General features: G+C 73.2%; 11 protein-coding genes. 6 read left to right on the top strand and 5 right to left on the bottom strand.

The window, feature by feature from the left end:
- Positions 1 to 71 precede the first annotated feature (71 nt).
- From ACIRR8_RS04115 to ACIRR8_RS04090, 6 genes are all read left to right on the top strand, one after another.
- Complete coding sequence (locus tag ACIRR8_RS04115; RefSeq protein ID WP_404058630.1) at positions 72 to 1,268, top strand: CDP-glycerol glycerophosphotransferase family protein; 1,197 nt, start codon at positions 72 to 74, stop codon at positions 1,266 to 1,268.
- A gap of 40 nt (positions 1,269 to 1,308) precedes the next feature.
- A complete protein-coding gene (locus ACIRR8_RS04110) occupies positions 1,309 to 2,067 on the top strand; it encodes a methyltransferase domain-containing protein (protein ID WP_404058628.1) in 759 nt (252 codons plus the stop codon).
- A gap of 11 nt (positions 2,068 to 2,078) precedes the next feature.
- Positions 2,079 to 2,984, top strand: a complete 906-nt coding sequence (locus ACIRR8_RS04105) for a TylF/MycF/NovP-related O-methyltransferase (protein ID WP_404058626.1) — start codon at positions 2,079 to 2,081, stop codon at positions 2,982 to 2,984.
- 264 nt (positions 2,985 to 3,248) lie between these two features.
- Positions 3,249 to 6,782 (top strand): CDP-glycerol glycerophosphotransferase family protein, encoded by a 3,534-nt coding sequence (locus ACIRR8_RS04100; RefSeq protein ID WP_404058624.1) that lies wholly within the window; start codon positions 3,249 to 3,251, stop codon positions 6,780 to 6,782.
- On the top strand, positions 6,779 to 9,619 hold the full coding sequence (locus tag ACIRR8_RS04095) for a CDP-glycerol glycerophosphotransferase family protein (RefSeq protein WP_404058622.1): 2,841 nt from the start codon (positions 6,779 to 6,781) through the stop codon (positions 9,617 to 9,619). The genes ACIRR8_RS04100 and ACIRR8_RS04095 overlap by 4 nt, the downstream gene beginning before the upstream one ends.
- Complete coding sequence (locus ACIRR8_RS04090; RefSeq protein ID WP_404058620.1) at positions 9,616 to 10,758, top strand: glycosyltransferase; 1,143 nt, start codon at positions 9,616 to 9,618, stop codon at positions 10,756 to 10,758. Before ACIRR8_RS04095 ends, ACIRR8_RS04090 begins: the two co-directional genes overlap by 4 nt.
- Positions 10,759 to 10,802: 44 nt before the next feature.
- On the opposite strand, the gene ACIRR8_RS04085 is transcribed toward ACIRR8_RS04090, so the two are convergent.
- From ACIRR8_RS04085 to ACIRR8_RS04065, 5 genes are all read right to left on the bottom strand, one after another.
- Positions 10,803 to 13,022, bottom strand: coding sequence for a CDP-glycerol glycerophosphotransferase family protein (locus ACIRR8_RS04085; protein ID WP_404058618.1), 2,220 nt, complete (start codon positions 13,020 to 13,022; stop codon positions 10,803 to 10,805).
- A gap of 190 nt (positions 13,023 to 13,212) precedes the next feature.
- Positions 13,213 to 14,091, bottom strand: coding sequence for a carbohydrate ABC transporter permease (locus tag ACIRR8_RS04080; protein WP_404058616.1), 879 nt, complete (start codon positions 14,089 to 14,091; stop codon positions 13,213 to 13,215).
- A complete protein-coding gene (locus tag ACIRR8_RS04075) occupies positions 14,088 to 15,374 on the bottom strand; it encodes an ABC transporter permease subunit (protein ID WP_404058614.1) in 1,287 nt (428 codons plus the stop codon). Before ACIRR8_RS04075 ends, ACIRR8_RS04080 begins: the two co-directional genes overlap by 4 nt.
- A gap of 91 nt (positions 15,375 to 15,465) precedes the next feature.
- Positions 15,466 to 16,827 (bottom strand): ABC transporter substrate-binding protein, encoded by a 1,362-nt coding sequence (locus tag ACIRR8_RS04070; RefSeq protein ID WP_404058612.1) that lies wholly within the window; start codon positions 16,825 to 16,827, stop codon positions 15,466 to 15,468.
- Between the two features lie 317 nt (positions 16,828 to 17,144).
- The gene (locus ACIRR8_RS04065; protein WP_404058610.1) at positions 17,145 to 20,873 is read right to left on the bottom strand and encodes an FHA domain-containing protein; all 3,729 of its coding nucleotides are present in this window, start codon (positions 20,871 to 20,873) and stop codon (positions 17,145 to 17,147) included.
- Positions 20,874 to 21,130 lie beyond the last annotated feature (257 nt).

Here is a 21,130-nt window from a genome sequence, read left to right as displayed (position 1 = left end):
TCACCGGCGCTGACCCGAACGGGTGAACGCGGAGAGCCCGTCCCCGGCCGCCGGGATTACGCTCGGCTGCCATGCCCCCCAGAGCCTCCGCCGCGTCCGTGAAGCGGTTCGTCCGCCGGCAGGCCATGCGGGCCGCCTACCGCACCGACCTCCGCCGCCCGCTCGACCCGAACCTCGCGGTCTACGGGGCCTACTGGAACCGCGGCGTCGCCTGCAACCCGGCCGCCATCCACGCCAAGGCCCGCCAACTCGCCCCGCACATCAAGGGCGTGTGGGCCGTCTCGTCCCGGCACCGCGACCGGATGCCGCCGGGTGTGCCGTACGTCATCGAGGGCTCGCGGCCCTACTGGCGGGCCATGGCCACCGCCACGTACCTGGTCAACAACTCCAGCTTCCCCGGCGGCTTCACCAAGCGGCCCGGCCAGCGCTACCTCCAGACCCACCACGGCACCCCGCTCAAGACGATGGGCCTGGACCAGCGTGCCTACCCCGATCTGGCACGGAAGACGGACTTCGCCAAGATCCTTGCGCACGTGGACCAGTGGGACGTCAGCCTCTCCGCCAACCCGCACAGCACCGAGGTCTGGGACCGCGTCTACCCGGGCTCGTACGCACACCTCGGCCTCGGCTACCCCCGTAACGACGTCTACTTCTCCGCCACCGCCGACGACATCGCGAAGATCCGCGCCGAACTCGGCATCAGCGCCGGCCAGATCGCCGTCCTCTACGCCCCGACCCACCGCGACTACCGCGAGGGCTTCGTCCCCGATCTCGACCCCGAGCACCTCGCCCGCGAACTCGGCCCGGAGTACGTGGTGTTGATGCGCGCGCACTACTTCTACGGGCGGTCCGCCGGAATCGGCGGCGCATCGGACGGCCGCGTCCTCGACGTCACCGCACATCCCCGCGTCGAAGAACTCTGCCTGGCCGCCGACGCGTTGATCACCGACTACTCCTCCCTGACCTTCGACTACGCCTGCCTGGACCGCCCGATCGTCGTCCACGCCCCCGACTGGGACGCCTACCGAACGGCCCGGGGCACGTACTTCGACCTGCTCTCCGGCCGGCCCGGCGACACCCCCGGCACCGTCACCACCACCCCGGAGGAGCTGGCCGAGGCGTTCCGGAGCGGCGCGTGGCGCTCGGCCGCGTCGACCGCGCTGCGCACCGCGTTCCGGGAGCGGTTCTGCCCGTACGACGACGGGCACGCGGCGGAACGGGTCGTACGGCGGTTCTTCGGCGTCCCCTTTGCCCCGCCCAGTCGTTGATTCCGACAGCTCACGCACACCGCCAGGTTGGGAGACGTCCATGCACCGGTCCGCCTACGAGCAGATGGAACTCTGCGTCCAGGAGTATCTGCCGGTCGAAGGGCCCGCGTCCGGCAACGGCACCTACCGGGTCGTCGACCTCGGCTCCCGTGTCTCCGGCAAGCAGACCCGCACCCACCGGGCGCTCCTCGCCGCCCACCCCATCGACTACTTCGGCGTCGACGTGCAGGACGGGCCCAACGTGGACGCGGTGATGAGGAAGCCGTACCGCATCCCCGCCCGCTCCAACAGCGCCGATGTCGTGCTCTCCGGGCAGGCGTTCGAGCACATTCCGTTCTTCTGGGCCTCCATGCTGGAGATCGCCCGGGTCCTGAAGCCCGGCGGCCACGCCTTCATCACCGCACCCTCGCGCGGCCATGTCCACGATGCCCAGGACTGCTGGCGCTACTACCCGGACGGGTTCCGCGCCCTTGCCGCTCACTCCCGGCTCGAACTCCGCGAGGCCTACACGGACTTCCCGCCGCAGAAGGGCATCTGGCACGACTACCGGGCGATCGACAGGAAGGCCGCCTATTGGGGCGACTCGGTCGGTGTCTTCCGCAAGCCGCAGCGCTATCCGCGGCTGACGATGTTCGCCGTACGGGAGGTGGCGGTCTGGTGGGCCAACCGGGTCGGCGGCGTCGACGCCGTCCCGCTGCCCGTGGCGCTGGACGGCCGCGCGCAGTGCGGACGCCCGAAGGCCGTCCCCGTACAGGCGCCTTCACTCGAACAGGAATCGGCCCGATCAATGACAGGTTGACGAAAAGTGACATGCGCCACAAAGCGCGCGTACTGTCCCGGTCCATGGCTTGGCGCAACGCCGTCAACGGCGTCCTTCAGCAGCTCACCGGCTACCAGCTCAGGCGCGTGACGGTGCCCGCCGCCCGCACGGCCCCGGCCGAATCCCTCGCGGCCTCGACCCCTGCTCCTGCCCCTGCCCCTGTGGCGGCGCCGGCCCCGAAGCCCACCTCGGAGAAGCCCACCGCGAAGAAGGTCGTCCCCGCCTTCCCGGAGGACTACGACGACGAGGCCAGGGACATCATCCGGGCGGTCAAGCCGTACTCGATGACCTCGCCGGAGCGGCTCAACGCCTTCATCCTCGCCACCCGGTACATCGCCCGGCACGACATCCCGGGCGCCGTCGTCGAGTGCGGTGTCTGGCGCGGCGGTTCCATGCAGGCCTGCGCCAAGACCCTGCTCTCCGTCGGCGAGACCGAGCGCGACCTGTACCTCTTCGACACGTACGAGGGCATGACCCCACCCACCGCCGAGGACCTGCGGCGCGACGGCCGCCCGGCGCAGGAGCTGCTGGACGCCCAGGGCAAGGACCGGCCGATCTGGGCGGTCGCCTCGCTGGAGGACGTACAGGCGGGGTTCGCGGACGTGCCGTACCCGAAGGAGCGCATCCATTACGTGCGGGGCCGGGTGGAGGACACCGTCCCGGAGCGGGCGCCCGAACAGATCGCCATCCTGCGGCTCGACACCGACTGGTACGCCTCCACCCGGCACGAGTTGGAGCACCTCTACTCGCGGCTGGTCAGCGGCGGTGTGCTGCTGATCGACGACTACGGCTACTGGCAGGGTTCGCGGCAGGCCGTCGACGAGTTCCTCGACAAGACCGGCGAGCGGCTGTTGCTGCTGCGCATGGACGAGGGCCGGATCGCCGTCAAGCCCTGACCCGCCGCACCTGACCCGCCGCACCTGACCCGCCGCATCTGACCCGAGCCCCGTGCCCTCGCCCGGCACGGGGCTCGATCACGTCGTGGGGCTCGACCGCCTCACGGGCGCGCCCCCGCACGCCTGAACCCGCCCTCGCCGTCACTCGAATGGCTCGCGTCGGGTGACCGGCCCCCGGTGGTGCGGGTTGTACACCGTGGCCCCCTCATACCTCTTGATGGTCATCTCCCCGATGTCGTCCGCCCGGAAGGATCGTGCGCTGCGATGGCACCCCGTCTCACCGTCGTCGTCCCCCTCTACAACGTCGAGGAGTACCTCGGTGCCTGCTTGACCTCGCTCGCCGAACAGACCATGGCGGACCTGGAGGCCGTCCTCGTCGACGACGGCTCCACGGACAACGGGCCTGCTCTGGCGGAGGAGTTCGCGGACCGGGACCCGCGCTTCCGGCTGGTCCGGCAGGAGAACGCCGGACTCGGCGCGGCCCGTAACGCCGGGGTCCGCGAGGCCGATCCGAAGGCCGAGTTCCTCACGTTCGTCGACAGCGACGACGTCGTCCCGCCCGGCGCGTACGCACGGATGCTCGCCGAACTCGACAGCTCCGGCTCCGACTTCGCCACCGGCAACGTACTGCGGCTGCGCGCGAACGGTCTGCTCGAACAGTCGCCGATGTTCCGCAAGCCGATGGAGAAGGCCCGCCGCGCCACCCATGTCACCCGGGACTGGATCCTGTTGGGCGACCGCATCGCGTGCAACAAGGTGTTCCGCCGCACCTTCTGGGACGAGCACGCCTTCGCCTTCCCGACCGGCGTGCTGTACGAGGACATCGCCGTCGTCCTGCCCGCGCACTTCCTGGCCCGCTCGGTCGACGTCGTCGAGGAGCCCGTCTACCACTGGCGCGACCGGGACGGCTCGATCACCACCCGCCGGGCCGTCCCGAAGGGCATCCGCGACCGGGTCACCGCCGTCACCACCGTCAGCACCTTCCTCGCCGGCCGGGAGGGCATGGCCGAGGCCAAGCGGCGCTACGACGCGCACGCGCTCTCCGGCGACCTGTGGCTGTTCATCGCGGCGCTGCCGGACGGCGACGAGGAGTTCCACACCGCCTTCCTCGACCACGCGGGTGCCTTCGCCGACACCGTCGATCCCGCTGTCTTCGCCGGACTGCCGCTGGACCTGCGGGTCAAGTGGCAGCTCATCCGGGAGCGCCGGACCGCCGAACTCCTCGCGCTGCTCGGCGAGGAGAAGAGCGACCGGGACGCCTTCCACGTACGCGGCCTCCTCCGCCCCCGCGCCCACCACCCCGCCGTCCGCGACCCGCTGCCCTCCGCCACCACCGCGCTCACCTCGGCCGACCTCCCCGTCCACGCCCACCTCACCGAGGCGGTGTGGCGGGACGGGCTGCTGCGGCTGACCGGGTACGCGTACGTACGGAACGCGCCGGGCGGGCCGCCGCGCCTCGGCTGGCTGCGGTCCGGGAAGCGGCTGATCCCGCTGCGGCTGCGGCCGGCCCCCGGTGACGAGGCCACCGCCCGCTCCGGACGTTCCCTGCACCGCTATGCACGGGCCGGGTTCACGGCGGTCGTCGACCCGCGCGCGATCGCCTCCAAGGCCAAGGCCGGTCGTACGACGTGGAAGCTGGAGGCCGCCCTGTTCGGCGCGGGCCGCCTCCGCCGGGGCCCGATGCGGCTCACCGGCACCCCGGCCCCGCCCGCCGTCCTGTACACCGACGAGCGGACCCGGGTCGTCCCCGTCCTCGCCGGCAACAAGCTGGAGCTGCGCACCGAACGGGTCGCGGCCGTCCTGACCGGCCACTCGGCGGCCGACGACTCCCTCCACCTGGACGTGAAGGTTCTCGACGACGACGGGCCCGTCGCGCTGCGGCTGACCGAGTGGCGCACCAAGGAGACCCAGGAGTTCGCTCTGCGCGGTTCGCTCGGCTCCCGGTCGGCCGACATCCCGCTCAGCGCCTTCCGGGGTGTCGACGACATCTGGGGCGTACAACTGGTGGGCGGAAAAAGGCGGTTGACGGTGGCCGCCCGGACCGACGCCGAAGGTGGCCGCTATCCGCTCCCGGGCGGGCGCGAGCTGTACGTGGCGCCCAACCCGTCCGGCGACCTCGTCCTCACCGACCGGGCCGTGCAGCCCGCCGTCACCTCCGTGCAGTGGTCCAAGGACGGTGAGCTGGTCCTCGAAGGGGCCTTCCCGGAGCCGTCCGGCACCATCGGTGAGCTGGTGCTGCGGCACAGCGGCCACCATGAAGAGGCGGTTTGCGAGGTGGAGCTGGAGGTGGACGGCCGCTTCCGGGCCGTCGTCCGCCCCGCCGCCGTCGACGGGCCCGCCGGGCCGCTGCCGCTCGCCGAAGGGCGCTGGTACCTCTTCCTCCGCGAGCCGGGCGAGCGCGACCCCGACGCGTACCGGCCGCTCCGCCTGACCGCCGCGCTCCACGCCACACTGCCCCGCCAACAGGATTCAGGCGGGAGGCCTTTCACCCTCCAGCGCCGCTACCACGACCGGCTCGTCCTGGAGTCCGGCAGCGCTCTGCCGACCGCCGAGCAAGGTCCGTACGGGCAGCGGACCCAGCGCGAGCGGTACGCCGGCCTGCACACCACAGACCGGGCCCGACTGCGTCCGGCCGTCCTCTACTCCAGCTTCGACGGCCGCCAGTTCTCCGACTCGCCCCGCGCCATCCACGGCGAACTGGCATCCCGCGCACCGGACATCGAGCACCTCTGGACCGTCCGCGACCAGCAGACGGCCGTGCCCGAAGGCGTCCGCGCCGTCGCACTGCACAGCGCCGAGTGGTACGAGGCGCTCGCCCGGAGCCGCTGGATCGTCACCAACACCCACCTGCCGCAGTGGTTCGAGCGGGCCGAGGGCCAGTGCGTCGTCCAGACCTGGCACGGCACCCCGCTCAAGCGCATCGGCCGCGACCTCGCCGGCACCCCGCACGCGGACGCCGCCTACATGGCCTCCATGGAACGCCGGTCCGCCCAGTGGAGCGTGCTCGTCTCACCGAACAGCTTCTCCACGCCCGTCCTGCGCCGCGCCTTCGGCTACCAGGGCGAGGTGCTGGAGTGCGGCTACCCGCGCAACGACCTGCTGTACGCGCCCGACCGGGCGAAGGTCGCCACCGCCGTACGGGAGCGGCTCGCGATCCCCGAGGGCCGGCGGGTCGTCCTGTACGCCCCGACCTGGCGCGAGGACCGGCCGCGACGGGCCGGGAGGTACGATGCGGGCCACCAACTCGACCTGGACCAGGCCCGCGAGGCGCTCGACGGCGACCATGTCCTCCTGGTCCGCCGCCACTACCTCGTCGGCGGCAGCGTCCCGGACACCGACACCGTCCGGGACGTCTCGCGCCACCCGGACGTCGCCGAACTCCTGCTGATCAGCGATGTGCTGGTCACCGACTACTCCTCGATCATGTTCGACTTCGCGCAGACCGGCCGCCCGATGCTCTTCCACACCTACGACCTGGCCCACTACCGCGACACCCTGCGCGGCTTCTGCTTCGACTTCGAGCGCCGGGCCCCCGGGCCCCTGATCCCTGACTCCGCCGGCATCGTGGCCGCCTTGCGCGACCCGGAGGCCGCCGTCGCCGGGCACCGGGAGGCGTACGAGCGGTTCCGGGAGGCGTTCTGCGATCTCGACGACGGGAGCGCGGCCGCTCAGGTCGTCGACCGGATGCTCAAGGACGGCTACGGGACCGAGGACGGCTCCGGGACCGAGAACGGCCAGGGGAATGGGAACGGCTCCGGGACCGAGAACGGCTCCATGGCTAAGGAGGCGCAGGCATGACCGACTTCAGCTGTGTGATCACCGCAGGCGAGGCCGCCGGGGACGCCGCCGACGCCCTGCGCGCCTCCGTCGACTCCGTCCTCGGCCAGTCGCTGCACGCCTCCGAGGCCCTCGTCGTCCTCGCCTCCGCCGCCGACGCGCCCACCCGCACGGCCGCCCGCGCCCTGGCCGACCGCGCCCCCGACCGGGTCCGCCTGATCCACGCCGACCCGGCCGTCCGCACCACCGGCGCCCTGCGCAACGCGGGCCTGGACGCCGCGGCCGGCCGGTACGTCCTGGTCCTCGCGCCCGGTGAACGCCTCCACCGCCACGGCTGCCGCAACCTCTGGCAGGCGGGCGAACGCAGCCGCGCCGACCTGGTGGCCGGGCGGTGGAGCCGGACCGTGGCGGAGAGCGGCAAGGAGCAGGAGCCGCCGTGGCAGGACGAGCTGTACGCCCGCTCACGTACCGTCGCCCGGTTCGACGAGGCATCCCAACTCGTCGTCCGGGACGCCCTGGTGACCGGATTCTGTCTGCGGCGGGAGGCGGCCCGGCGCCACGGGCTGCGGTACGAGGAGGACCTGGCGCACGGCGAGATCCTGTTCGGCCCGCTCGCCGCGGTGGCCGTCGGCCGCATCGCACTGGTCCGGCGGCTCATCGTGACCGGCCGGGCCGTACCCGACCGGCCCCGCGACCTCACCGCCCTGGTCGCCGCCCACCGCCGGGTCGCCTCCACCCTGGACGCCCTCGGGCTGCCCGCACTGAGCGAAGAGCGCGAGCGGGCCTTCGTACGCGACCATCTGGTGCCGCTGGCCCGCTCCTTCCCGCGCCTGCCCGCCGCCCGCCGGACCCGGACCGCCGCCACGGCCGCCCGCGTCCTGACCGTCCCCGTACCGCAGGAGCTGCCGCCGCTGGAGCGGGTCGCGGTCACGCTGCTGGCGCGCGGGGACGCGGAGGGCGTGGTGGCGGCGGCGTACGCGCTGAGCCGGCCCGCCACCGTCTGCGCACCGGTCACCACCGGTGCGGACGGGCGGGTGGAGTGGGACGAGCACTGTCCGGTCGACGTCACCGAACTCGGCCACCAGTACCGGGTGTTCGGCGAGGCCCGGCTGATGAACCGGCTCACCCGCTGCACCGCCGAGCAGGGCCGGCTGCTGCTGGAAGGCCACCTCGTGCTGCCGCCGCACACCGCACCCGACGGCCCGTTCACCGCCACGCTGGAGTTCCGGGCGCGCGGAGGGGCGCACGCCGTCGCGTTTCCGGTGGCGGACGTCCGCCGCGACGGGAACGGGATCACGTGGGGGGCGTGCGCGGATGTCACCCGCCTCCTGCGCCCTGTCGGAGTCCGCGACACTGCCTGGGACGCGCGGCTGATCGTGGAGGCGGGAGGAGTGCGGTCCGTCAGCGATCTGTTCGGGCCGCAGGACCTGGTGGAAAGGCCGGTCCGGTTTGCCGCCCGGCCCCGGCTCGGGCAGCTCGCCGGAGACACCTGGGAGCCCTACATCACCCTCAAGGACCACCTGGCCCTCCGCCTCACCGCCCGCCGCCGCCCGGCCCGCACCACCCGCCGCCTGGTCCGGTACGCCACCCACTTCCGCCCGGCCCGCAAGGCCAGGCTCCTCGCCCGAGCCCTGCGCAAGCGCGTCGACCGCTACCACTCCCGGCCCTTCAAGGCGGCCGCCTACAACACCTGGCTCACCCGGCTCCCCGTGCGCAAGGGCTCCGTCGTCTTCGAGAGCCACATGGGCCGCTGCTACGGCGACAGCCCGCGCGCCCTCCACGAGGAGATCCGCCGCCAGGGCCTGAAGCTCCACGCCACCTGGTCCTACGACACCTCACCGGCCGGCTTCCCGGCCGACGCCCGCCGTGTACGCCGCTGGTCCTGGCGCTACCTCTGGGCGCTGGCCCGCGCGGAGTACTGGGTCGACAACCAGGGCTTCCCCCAGCACCTCCGCAAGCCCGCCCGCACCACCTACCTCCAGACCTGGCACGGCTCCGCGTACAAGAGGATGGGCTTCGACGAGACCCGCGTACGGCTGCAGAACGCACCCCAGCGCGAACGCCTCCAGCAGGCCGTCCACCGCTTCGACCACTTCCTCGTCCGCTCCGAGCACGACGTGGCCACCCTCGCCCGCGCCTACCGCCTCCCGGAGGAACGGCTGCTGCGCACCGGCTACCCGCGCAACGACGCGCTGATCGCCGAGCGCGTCCGGGCCGAGACCGAGGGCCGGCTGCCGCGCCCACCGCTGGCCGGGGCGCTGGGGATCGACGACCACAAGAAGGTGGTCCTGTACGCGCCGACGTTCCGGGGTGGGCCGGGAGCGGGCGGGAAGCGGGCCAGGCGCCGACTGCTGCTGGACGTGCGGGAGTTCGCGGAGCGGTTCGGGGACACGTACACGCTCCTCGTCCGCGCGCACTACCTGGAGTCCGCCCGGCTCCCGGTCTGCTCGCCCGGCACGGTGATCGACGTCTCGCGCCACCACGACGTCAGCGAACTCCTCGCGCTGGCCGACGTCCTGGTCACCGACTACTCGTCGATCATGTTCGACTTCGCGCTGCTGGACCGGCCCGTCCTCCTGTACGCCCCCGACCTCGACGCGTACGCCGCCGATCGCGGCAGCTACTTCGACCTGCGGGAGAAGGCGCCGGGCCCGGTGACCGCCACGCAGGAGGAACTCTTCACCGAACTGGCCGAGCTGAAGCTGTCCGACATCCGTTACGCGCCCCGACGCGCGGCGTTCGCAGCGGAGTTCGGCGGCTACGACCGCGGGGACGCGGCCCGTCGTACCGTCGCCGCCGTGTTCGGCCCGCAGAGCGCCCACCGCACCACCGACCACCAGCAGGGGGCCGGCCGATGAGCCGTGACATCTTCATCGTCTCCAACAGCACCGACGAACTCGGCGGTGTCACCGCCTGGACGCACCAGACCGCCCGCCTCTTCACCGAGCACGGCCACCGCGTCCACACCATCGGCATCCACGCCTCCGACCGCAAGATGGCCCTGCCCGCCGACCCCGCGCACCCCGTCACCGCCCTCTATCCCGCCCACCCGCCGACCCCCTGGACTCCTCACGGCCTCCGGGACCGCTTCCGCGTCCCGGCCCGGCGCCGGGAGGCGGCCCGGGTCGTCGAGAAGCGGCGGGCGGTCGCGCGGCTCTCCGAACTCTTCGCCGCCGCCCGGCCCGGCGCGGTCGTCGTGGTCACGCAGGTCTGGGCGATGGAGTGGGTCGGTGAGGCGGACACCAGCGGGTTGCGGACCATCGGAATGAGCCACGAGTCCTACGACTACTCGCGCGCGAGCCACCGCTACCGCTGGATCATGAACCACTACAAGGACATCGACCACTGGCTCGTCCTCACCGAGGAGGACGCCGACCGGTGGGCGGGCGACGGCATGAACAACGTCGGCTTCCTCCCGAACGCGCTGGCCCGCCTGCCGCACGTGCCGTCGCCGCGCACCGCGAAGACCGTCGCCAGCATCGGCCGCCTCAGCGACCAGAAAGGCATCGACCTCCTGCTCGACACGTGGGCCCTGGTGGCCCCGCAGCGCCCGGACTGGCGGCTGCGCGTGTACGGGACGGGCGAGGACGAGGCCGCGCTGAGGGAGCGGTGCACGGGCCTCGGCCTCGACGGGTCCGTGGAGTGGAGGGGCCGGACCGACGACGTGGAGGCGGCTCTCGCGGAGGCCTCCGTCTTCGTCCAGTCCTCCCGGGGCGAGGGCTTTCCGCTGGCGCTCCTGGAGGCGATGGCCAGCGGTGTGCCGTGCGCCGCGTTCGACTGCGCGCCCGGGGTCCGCGAGATCGTCCGGGACGGCGAGGACGGGCTCCTCGCTCCCGCCGGGGACGTCGCCGCCCTCGCCGACCGGCTGCTCCGGCTGACCGGCAACCCGCGGCTGCGCGACGCGCTAGGGAGCCGGGCGCGCAGCGGCGCCCAGCGGTTCTCCGAACCGGAGGTGGGACGGCGCTGGGAGGAGCTGTTCGCGTTCCTGGAGCGGTGAGCCGGGCCTGGCGGGGTGCTTCACGGGCCGCGTCCCGGCCCGGCTCAGCCCCGGGACACCTGCGCGCCCGCCGGGTTCTGCTGCGCCGGGAGAACCGCCCGGCGGGCCGCCGGCGGGACGGGCAGCGGCAGTCCGTCCGTCTCGCCGAGGAAGACCCGCCGCACCACGCGCTCGGCCGCGTTCCCGTCGTCGTACGGACAGAACCGGGCCCGGAACGCGGCGCGCAGCTGCGCCGAGCGTGAACCCCGCCAGTGGTCCGTGGCGAAGATGTCGAACAGTTCGTCCTGGCCGCGCGCGACGACGCCGGGCGGGAACGCCGTGATGTCGAAGTAGGTTCCCCGGGCGGCCTCGTACGCCTCGATGTCCTCCAGATGCAGGACGACCGGGCGGTCCAGGTTGACGTAGTCGAACATCAGCGACGCGTAGTCCGTGATCAGCGCGTCCGAGGCGAGCGCCAGCGTCTCCGGGCAGGGGTGGCCGGTGACGTCGATGATCCGGGGGTGGGGCGTACGCGGACGACCGCTGCCGGGAGCGAGGTCCAGGATCACGAACTGCGGGCCCAGCACCCGGATCAGCCGCTCCAGGTCCAGGCCGGGCCGCTGGGCGCGGCGGTAGTCGCGGTGGGCCGGGGCGTACAGGAGGGCCGTGGCGCCGGCCGGGACGGCGAGCGTCTCGCGGAGGCGGGCCACGTCGGCGGGGCCGGTGCGGTGGTGGACGTCGTTGCGCGGGGAGCCGTATTCGAGCGTCGTGTACCCGGACGGGTAGGCCCGCTCCCGTACGAGGGTGGAGTGCGGGTTGGCGGAGAGCGCGAAGTCCCAGCGGTCGACGTCGCGCAGCAGCTGCTCGAAGTCGGTGGACCGGGCGGCGGCGGGCCGGTCCAGGAGATCGGTGCCGACGGTCGTGAGCGGGGTGCCGCGGTGGGTCTGGAGGAGGAGCTGGCCGCGCCGCTTCACCAGCCGCGGGTCGAAGGCGCCGTCGTTCACGAGGTACGTGGAGCGGGCGAGGGCACTCCAGTAGGCGAAGGAGCCCGGCGCCGGTGTGCGGGTGGCGGGCGGCACGGTGTGGGCGTGCAGCGGGCGGCAGATCCACGCGGTCCGCAGGCCCGGGACCAGTTCGCGCGCCTTCGCCTCGATCGCGGCCGGCTCGCCCGCGTACGGCCCCTCGCCGCCGGTGGCGAAGACCGCGTCCCGGGGCCGCAGGGGCAGTTGGCGCTGGAGGCGGTAGTGCGCCCGGAGCGCCGCGCCCCGGACCGCCCCGCGCAGGCCGGCCGCGCTCCGCCGCAGCCCCTCGCCGATCCGCCGGCTCGCGGCCAGGGCCCGGTAGGTGCGGCGCGCGCCGAGCCGGACCAGGCCGTGGCGGAGCCGGGCGCGGCGGGGGACCGGGGCGCCGGGGGTGGCGTGGCGGCGGCAGGAGGCGGTGGCCCGGCGGAAGAAGGCGGCGCGGCTGGGGTGCGGGAGACGGTCCCGGGAGGCGTACACGGCGCAGAAGTGGTCGACCATCCGGCGGAACAACACCGGCCGCCAGGGGGCCAGTTCGGGCCGCGCGTCGAGGAACGCGAAGACCCGGTCGTACTGGTCGAAGATGTCGAAGTGCTTCTCGCTGGTGGTGGAGAGGATGTTGCCGCGCCGCCGCTGCCGGTAGGAGACGCAGACCGCGTCCAGGACCGCGATCGACCCGGCGGACATCAGCACCGGATAGGTCCACGGGGTGTCCTCGTAGTAGCCGGGCGGGAAGGTGAATGCTTCCGCCTCGACGAACGCACGGCGGTACGCCTTGTTCCAGACGACCATGAGGAGCTGGAGCAGCTCTGGACGGTCGGCCAGCCGGAAGGAGGCCGGGCCGTGCTCCGCGAGCCGGTCCGCGAGGACGTTGCGTACGCTCCGGCCCGACCAGTACGTCCGCGTGTAGTCGTACATCAGGACGTCCGGGTCGCCGGTCGTGCCGAGCCGGTCCGCGATGGTCTGGAGCGCGTCGGGCAGGAGGGTGTCGTCGCCGTCCAGGAAGATCAGGTAGTCGCCGGTGGCCCGCTCCATCCCGGCGTTGCGGGCCGGTCCGAGGCCGGCGTTGCGGGGGAGGTGGAGAGCGGTGACGCGGGGGTCCCGGCGGGCGTACTCGTCGGCGATCGGGCCGCAGGTGTCCGGGGAGCAGTCGTCGACCACGACGACCTCGAAGTCCTTGAAGGACTGGCTCAGCACGGAGTCCAGACACGCGTGCAGATACGCCTGGACCCGGAATGCGGGCACGATGACGGAGAACCGGGGCACTACACATCCATGGGTCGTTCGCGGGAACCAGGTGGCCCGCAAACGTCGGATGGAATGACAGGGTTACGCCGGGCGTGGCATTCGGGCGATGTGCGCGCCGAAGCGGCCCGGTTCCGGGGAACCGGGCCGCTCCGGGTTGACGTACGGCTGTACGTGAGGGCGTTGCCCCAGGTGTTGCTTGCTGCGGGTGTTACTTGACCGCACCCGCCATGACGCCGGACACGAACTGCCGCTGGAAGGCGAAGAACACCACCAGCGGGATGATCATCGATACGAAGGCGCCGGGCGCCAGGACGTCGATGTTGTTGCCGAACTGGCGTACCTGCTGCTGGAGCGCCACGGTGATCGGCGGCGAGTCGGAACCCGCGAAGATCAGCGCCACCAGCATGTCGTTCCACACCCACAGGAACTGGAAGATCCCGAGCGAGGCGATCGCCGGACCGCCGAGCGGCATCACGACCCGGGTGAAGAGACGGATCTCGCCGGCTCCGTCCAGCCGTGCGGCCTCCAGCAGTTCGCGCGGGATCTCCGCGAAGAAGTTCCGCAGCAGGAAGATCGCGAAGGGCAGCCCGAAGGCCGTGTGGAAGAGGACCACCCCGAGCGTCGTCTCGAAGATCCCGATGGTGCCGAAGAGTTCGGAGACCGGGATCAGCGCGACCTGTACGGGGACCACCAGCAGGCCGACCACCAGCAGGAACCACCAGTCGCGGCCGGGAAAGTCCATCCACGCGAAGGCGTACCCGGCGAGCGAGCCGATCACCACCACCAGGACGGTGGACGGCACGGTGATCATGATGGTGGAGACGAGCGAGCCGGTGATCGTCGAATTGTCCAGCAGGCGCTGGTAGTTGTCGAAGGTCAGCTCGGACGGGGCGGTGAAGATCTTCCACCAGCCGGTGGCCGCGATGTCCTCGGGCCCGCGGAGCGAGGAGAGGAACAGGCCGATGGTCGGCATGATCCAGAACAGCGCGACGAGGATCAGGAAGACCCGCATCACCCCGCCGCCGAGACGCGCGGCGATCCGGGCGCCGAGTGACTGCCTGGCTTTGAGTTCGGTCGGTGTGCTCATCGCTGCGCCTCCTTCCGCATACGCCGGATGTTGAACAACATCACCGGCAGCACCAGCAGCAGCAGAAGCACCGCGATCGCGCTGCCGATGCCCAGATCGGCGTCCGTGCCGAACGAGGAGCGGTACAGCTGGAGCGCCAGGACGTTCGCGTCGTCCTGGCTGGAGCCCGGCGCGATGATGAAGACCAGGTCGAAGACCTTCAGTACGTTGATCATCAGCGTCACCAGCACCACCGCCAGGACCGGCGCCAGCATCGGCACGGTGATCCGGCGGAACACCTGCCACTCGTTGGCGCCGTCCACCCGGGCCGCCTCCAGGAGCTCGCGCGGCAGACCGGCCAGCCCGGCGGCGATCAGCACCATCGCGAACCCGGCCCACATCCACACGTAACTGCCGATGATCCCGGGTGTCACGAGCGACGGGCCGAGCCAGTCGACGCCGTTGTAGGGCTCGCGGAAGTTGTCGGCGGGCAGGCGGAGTTGGGCTCCGTCCGCCGAGGCGGGGAGCGTGAACACGCCGTCGGCGCCGGCGGTCGCGGTGGCGATCACCTTGCCGTCCTTGACCGCCTCCACCTTGAGGCCCTTCAGGCCCAGCTCCTCCGGGTCGACGACATTGGGCTTTCCGCCGCCGCCCCGGGTGAAGTCCAGCCAGGCCGTACCGGTGATCCGGTCGCCGTCCGCCGCCGGGTCCGCCTGCGCCGGGCGGGCGTCGCCGGGCATCTTGGCCGGGGCCACGCCGACCAGCGGCACCCGGACCGGCTGCCCGGCCCGTACCGGCTCCTTGGAGACGTACGACCCGCCCTCACCCTTCTCCAGCGGATGGACCGGCAACGGTTTCGCCTTCGGGAAGCCCGCCGACTCGTTGAACGTGTCGTGCACGCTCACCGCGACCGCGTTGGCCACCCCGCGCTCGGGCGCCTGGTCGTAGACGAGCCGGAAGATGATGCCCGCCGCCAGCATCGAGATCGCCATCGGCATGAAGACGATCAGCTTGAACGCCGTACCCCAGCGGATGCGTTCGGTCAGCACCGCGAAGATCAGGCCCAGCGCGGTGGCGACGGTCGGCGCGAACACCACCCAGATCGCGTTGTTCTTCACCGCGGTGAGGATCGTGTCGTCGGTGAAGAGCGCCGTGTAGTTGTCGAACCCGGCGAAGCCGGTACCGGCCTGGTCGAAGAACGACCGGTAGACGGAGTAGCCGATCGGATAGACCACCAGCGCGCCGAGCAGCACCAGCGCGGGCAGCAGGAACGCCGCCGCGATGAGGCGTCGGGTCCCGGTCACGCTCCTGTTCTTCGTCGGCGTCGGAGGATCCGTGTCTGCGGAGGCGGAGGGCGCCGGTCCGGCGCCCTCCGCGTTCGTGGTGGCCACCGCGTCAGCTCTTGTACGCCTTGGCCGCTTCGGACTCCAGTTTCTGCTGGGCCCCCGCGATGTCCTTCGGATTCTTCAGGAAGTCCTGGAGGATCTTCCACTCGCCCTTCCCGGGCGTCCCGCCGAACGACTGCGGGGCCTGGTCGGACATGTCGAAGCGGACGTCGTCCCCGGCCGCGACGAGCGCCTCGGCCATCGTGCGCTGCACGTCGTTGGGGTACGCGGCCACGTCCAGGGTCTTGTTCGGCGAGATGAACCCGCCTGCCTCCGCCCAGATCTTCGCCGCGTCCGCCGAGGCCAGCCAGGTCAGCAGCGCCTGCGCGCCCTTGCTGTCCTTCAGCGCCACGGCGGCGTCGCCACCGGTCACCACCGGGGAGTCCGCGCCGACCGCCGGGAACGGGAAGACCTTGGCGTCCGTACCGATCTTCGCCTCTGTCTGCGCGATGTTGATGGAGACGAAGTCGCCCTCGAAGACCATGGCGCCCTTGGGCTGGTCGCCGCCGGTGAACGTCTGGGTCACCGAGGCCGGGAACTCCGTCTGGAGCGCGCCGTCCGCGCCGCCCGCGATCAGCTCCGGCTTGCCGAACAGTTCGGCGAGCGTGGTCAGCGCGTCCTTGACGGACGGATCGGTCCACGGGATCTCGTGTTTGGCCAGCTGGTCGTACTTCTCCGGGCCCGCCTGCGAGAGGTAGACGTTCTCGAACCAGTCGGTGAGCGTCCAGCCGTCGGCGCCCGCCACGGAGACCGGGGTGACGCCGGAGGCGGAGATGGTCTCCGCGGTGGTGATGAAGTCCTTCCAGGTCTTCGGCTCGGTCGCGCCCGCGTTGTCGAAGGCCGCCGCGTTGTACCAGATCAGGGACTTGTTGGCGGCCTTGAAGTACACGCCGTACTGGGTGCCGTCCACCGCCCCCAGGTCCTGCCACACCTTGGCGTAGTTCTTCGTCAGCTGGGCCTTCGCCTCCGCACCGACCGGCTTGGCCCACTTCTTGGCCACCGCCTGCTGGATCGCGCCGACCTGCGGGATCATCGCGACGTCCGGGGGCTGACCGCCCGCGATCTTCGTACCGAGGAAGTTCACGATCGGGTCCTGGGCCGGGACGAAGGTGACCTTCGCGCCCGTACGCTTCTCGAACTCGCCCAGCACCTTGGTGAAGTTGGCCTGCTCGGGTCCGGTCCAGACCGCAGCGACGGAGATGTTCTCGCCGTCCAGCTTCGGCAGGGTGACGGTGGGGGCGCTGTCGGTGCCCTGGTCCGTCCCGCCGCCCGACTTCTTCGGCTCGCCGCCGTCCCCGCAGCCGGTCAGCGCCAGCGCGCCGACCGCCGTGAAGACGAGAGCGGCCCTGCGTATGGAAAGGGTTGTCCGCATTCCTGCCCCGTCTCTTGCGTACGCGCCCGACCTCGCTGTCGTCGCCCGGGCTGCGTCGTCCGTGCGCACAGTCCTACGCCCGGCGCACGGGCCCCGCAATACCGCCGTCCGGCCCAACACGGTGATCGTGATCGCCTCGTGACGTGGCGTCAGCGGATGTGCGCGGATGTGGCGGAATGAGGTGAGGGCCGGGCGGGCAGGGGCAGGGGAAACGGGGTTTCAGTGGCAGGCCGGCCTCACGTCGTCACCTCGGGAACGGGATCAGGAGCTTGTCGGGCGCGTGGTCCCACGTCGGGAACGGCATCAGGCTCGCGGCCTCACGTTGGGAACGGGATCAACGGAGGCAGGCGCTCGGCGTTGACCGAGCGGGCCGCGCGTTCCAGGGCGCTGGCGAGCAAGGCCAGGTCCGTAGGGCCGTTGCCCAGCTCACGGACCGGGCGGCGGGTCGGCGGATCGCCCATCCGCTCCCATTCCAGCGGTACGACGGTGGGCCGCAGGGTCGCCGTACGCGGAATGCGGCCCGTGACCCGGCCGCCCTGGAACGGCGTCACCCGGCCGTCCGGATGGCCCAACCGGCCCCGGCCCGGCGCCGGTTCGTCCGGAGAGGGCGGCAGGACCGGCGCGTCCAGCACGATGCGCAGCCTCGCCCCCCGGGCCAGCTCGGTGTCCTCCGTGCGGTCCGGGCGCGCCGAGGTGGCGACCAGGTGCACCCCGAGCCGGCCGCCGTCCCGGGCCACCGCCTCCAGCGCCCGCACCACGGAACCGGCGGCGGGCCGGCCGGGGCTGCCGAGCCCCGGAGCGACCAGTGCGTCGAAGTCGTCGGCCAGCACGACCAGGCGCGGCAGCGGTGAGGGGCCCGGGTCCGACGCCCGCGGCGCGACCTGGCGCAGCCGCAGCGTGCCGCTGGCCGGGGACTCCAGGTCGCCCCGGTGCTCGGCACCGCTCGGCGGACGCTGGCCCACGACCCGCCGGGACTCCTCCTGCTGCTGGGCCGCCTCCGCGTGCCAGGCGGCGAAGTCCAGCGGGCCGAGCAGCTCGGCGCGGCGCTTCAGCTCGCCGCCGAGGGCCTGCGCGAACTCCCGCATCCGGACCGGGTCGGAGGCGACGAGATGGGTGAAGACGTGCGGCAACTCCGTACAGGGGAGCAGTCCCGGTGCGGAGCTGTCGCGCTCCTCGGGCTTCCCGCCGGCGCCGTCGACGAGCAGGATGCCGAGCCGGTCGGGCCGGGCGGAGGAGGCGAGCGAGGCGGCGATGGCCCGCAGCAGTTCGGTACGCCCGCTGCCGGCGGGCCCTTCGATGAGGAGGTGCGGGCCCTCGTCGGCGAGATCGACGCTGAGCGCACCCCGGGGCCCGGCCCCGAGCACGAGCACGGGCCGGCCGGCCTGCGCGGTGTGGCCGGGCCGCCCGTGGGCCTCGCCGCCTTGCGGGCCGACCCGGTGGGCGGCGCGTGAGGGGTGCGGCGTGTGGCCGGAGTCCCGGTGCTCGGCGGAGGGGTACGGCGTGCGGCCGGGGTCCTGGGTCGAAGCGCCCGGGTGCGGCGTGCGGCCGGAGCCCCTGGCTTCGCCCGACGGGTACGGCGTACGGCTGGAGTCCCGGCCGTCCGGATACAGGGTGCGGCTGGAGTCCCGGCTGTCGGCTGCCGGGTACGGCGTGCGGCCGGGGTCCTGGGTCGAAGCGCCCGGGTACGGCGTACGCCCCGAGTCCCTTCCCTCGCCGGCCGGCGGATACGGCGTACGGGTCGAGTCCCGGTCGCCCGGTGACGCCGTGCGCTGGGGGCCCACGCGCGGGCCCGCGCTCAAGGTGCGGCCCGAGCCGGGGGTCTCCAGGTCTGTCCGGGGCGGGGGCGCGGCTGCGGCCCGGGGGAGCGAGGCGCCCGGTTGGTCCTCCGCCGTGGAGGCCCAGCGGGCCATCAGTGACGCCGGGGTCGCGCGGGCCAGGCCCAGCTCGTCCAGCAGGCGGGCCGAGGCCGGCAGCGCCGCCGTCGTCGGGCGGCCCGCCAGTGCGGCCGAGCCCTCGTCCCGCAGCGGGGCCAGCGCCCGGCCGAACCGCTCGGCCCAGGCCGCCGACACCGCGTCCACCGCCGCCACCGTGCCGTGACCGGCCGCCTGACCGCCCGCCGTCCGCAGCAGGCGCAACGCCGTCGCCACATCGCCGCTCAGCATCGCGACCGCCCCGCACTCGCGGAAGGCGATCGAGACCCGGCACGCGGCGTCGTACGTCGCGGCCACCGGCGAGGTCGGCGAGGCCGCCGGGGTCTCGGCCAGGCAGATCAGGTGGATACCCGCCGCCGCCCCCGCACCGGCCAGCCGGGCCGTCGCCTCGCGCAGCGCCGCCGTACCGGGGTCGCCGTCCACGACGACCACCGTGTGCGGGCCCTTGTGCGCGCGGGCCGCGTCGGCCACCTCCGTACGGTCCAGGTTCGGCCAGCCGGGGCCGAGCGGGCCCTCGTCCAGGCGGCGGACCAGCTCGGCCGTCCGGGCGGCCGCCTGCTCACGGTCGTACGCGAGGAGGAGCCGGCAGTCCTGCCCGTGCATCGGGCGCAGATGCGGCAGCCAGCCCAGCCAGGACCACTCGCGCCGCCGCTCCTCCAGCGAGCGGGCGCGGTCCGTGGAGATGAGCACGATCTCCAGGTCGAACGGCGAGTGCAGCGCGGCGAGCTGCGCCACCGTGGCGCGGGCCAGCCCCGCCAGCCGGGCCCGCGGCCCGGCCAGGCCCAGCGAACCGGCCTCGCGCAGCCCCACCGTCACCGGCACCGATTCCACATCGGCCCGGTCGGTCGTCCCGAGCCGCACCACCAGCGCCTCCGGATGCCCGTCGTGCCGCTCCCACAGCCGGGGCCCCGGGCCCAGCGCGGTCAGCAGCACCGCCGCCGGATCCGGCCAGGTGCCCTCGGGCGCGGACGGTACGGCGGAGAACGGAGAGAGCGGTGAAGTGGGGGAGGCGAGATGCGCGTGCCCGAAGTCGCCTGCCGAGCCGTGGGAGCCGCCGGAACCGGAGTCGCCTGCCGAACCGGCCGAACCGGAGGAGCCGTACGACGATGGGCCCGGGGCCTCCGGATGGTGTCCGGACGAGGCGCTCCCCGCCTCCTGCCACGCCTCCCGGCCCGGCCGCTCCGCGCCCGGGGCCTGCTCGCCCCTGCCCCCGCCGCCCTTCAGCCGCCGCGCCCAGGCGCCTATGCCGCCGCGCCGAGGCGCCTCGCCGCCACCGAACGGCTCCCGGACGCCGTGGGTGCCCCGGTGCGCGGCCGCCTCCGGCCCGCCCTGACCGGACCCGGCCTCCTGAGCCTCGTACGCCGCCGGCTCGGGGCGGGATGCGTACGAGGCCGCGGGCCCGTCGCCGTACGCGTGAGCGGTGGCGGCGGAGACGGGGGTCCGGCCCGGCGCGTACGCCTCCACCTCGGCGCGGCTCACCCGCAGGTGGCCCTCGCCGTCCGGGGCCGTCGGCAGCTTCACCGTACGCGCGCCCGCCGTGAGCCGCAGGGCCGATTCGCCGAGCCGCAGCAGGGCGCCGGACGGGAACGGGACGGGCCGGTCGCGGACCTCCGTACCGTCCAGAGAGGTGCCGTTGGTCGAGCCGAGGTCGGCGACCGCGACCCGGCCGTCCTCGGAGACCGTCACCGCGCAGTGCAGCCGGGACACGTCCGGATCGTCCAGCGGGACGTCGGCCTCCGCGGAGCGGCCGATCCGGATCCGGCCGCCGTGCAGCAGATGGACCCCGCCCGCGTCCGGCCCGGCGACCACATGGAGCTGGGCCGGAGCGGTGTCGTCCGTCGCCTCGTCCTCGCCGGGGACCTGGAGCGAGAGCACCGCGCCGTCCACCAGCGGCGGCTCACCCAGGGCGATGCGGTGGGCGTCCAGCCGCTCCCGCCCGGCGAAGAGCACCACGGCCCCGCCGCCCTGGGACCCCTCGGGCCCACAGACGGCCTGGGCCAGGCCGGAGGCGACCGCGGCCAGCGCCGTCCCGGCGGGGGCGGTGACGAGCACGTCGCAGGCGCGCGCCGGGGTCTGGCCGCTGCGCGGCGCGAGGACGGTCAGCCGGATCTGCATCGCCGTCGGCGGTCCCTTCTGCGCGGGGTGCCCGGCAGGGGAAACGCCCTGTGATTCCCCCTGCCCGGCACGGACAGGTCGTCCGTACAGGTCGTCACGGACCCCGGGCTCCCGACCCGTCAGATCCGTCCTTGGAGGCATCCTCGCACCTGCCACTGACAACACGCCCGGCGGTCACCTTTAAATGATCTTGAATGGTCGGCTGTGGGCGCAAAAGTGCCTGCTTGCGTCCTGTTCCCGCCACTCGGACCCTGGTG

Source organism: Streptomyces sp. NPDC101178 (genome assembly GCF_044767965.1).
Taxonomy (GTDB): Bacteria; Actinomycetota; Actinomycetes; order Streptomycetales; family Streptomycetaceae; genus Streptomyces.
The sequence above is the reverse complement of the archived record's forward strand: the minus strand, read 5'-3'. Positions and strand labels throughout refer to the sequence as shown.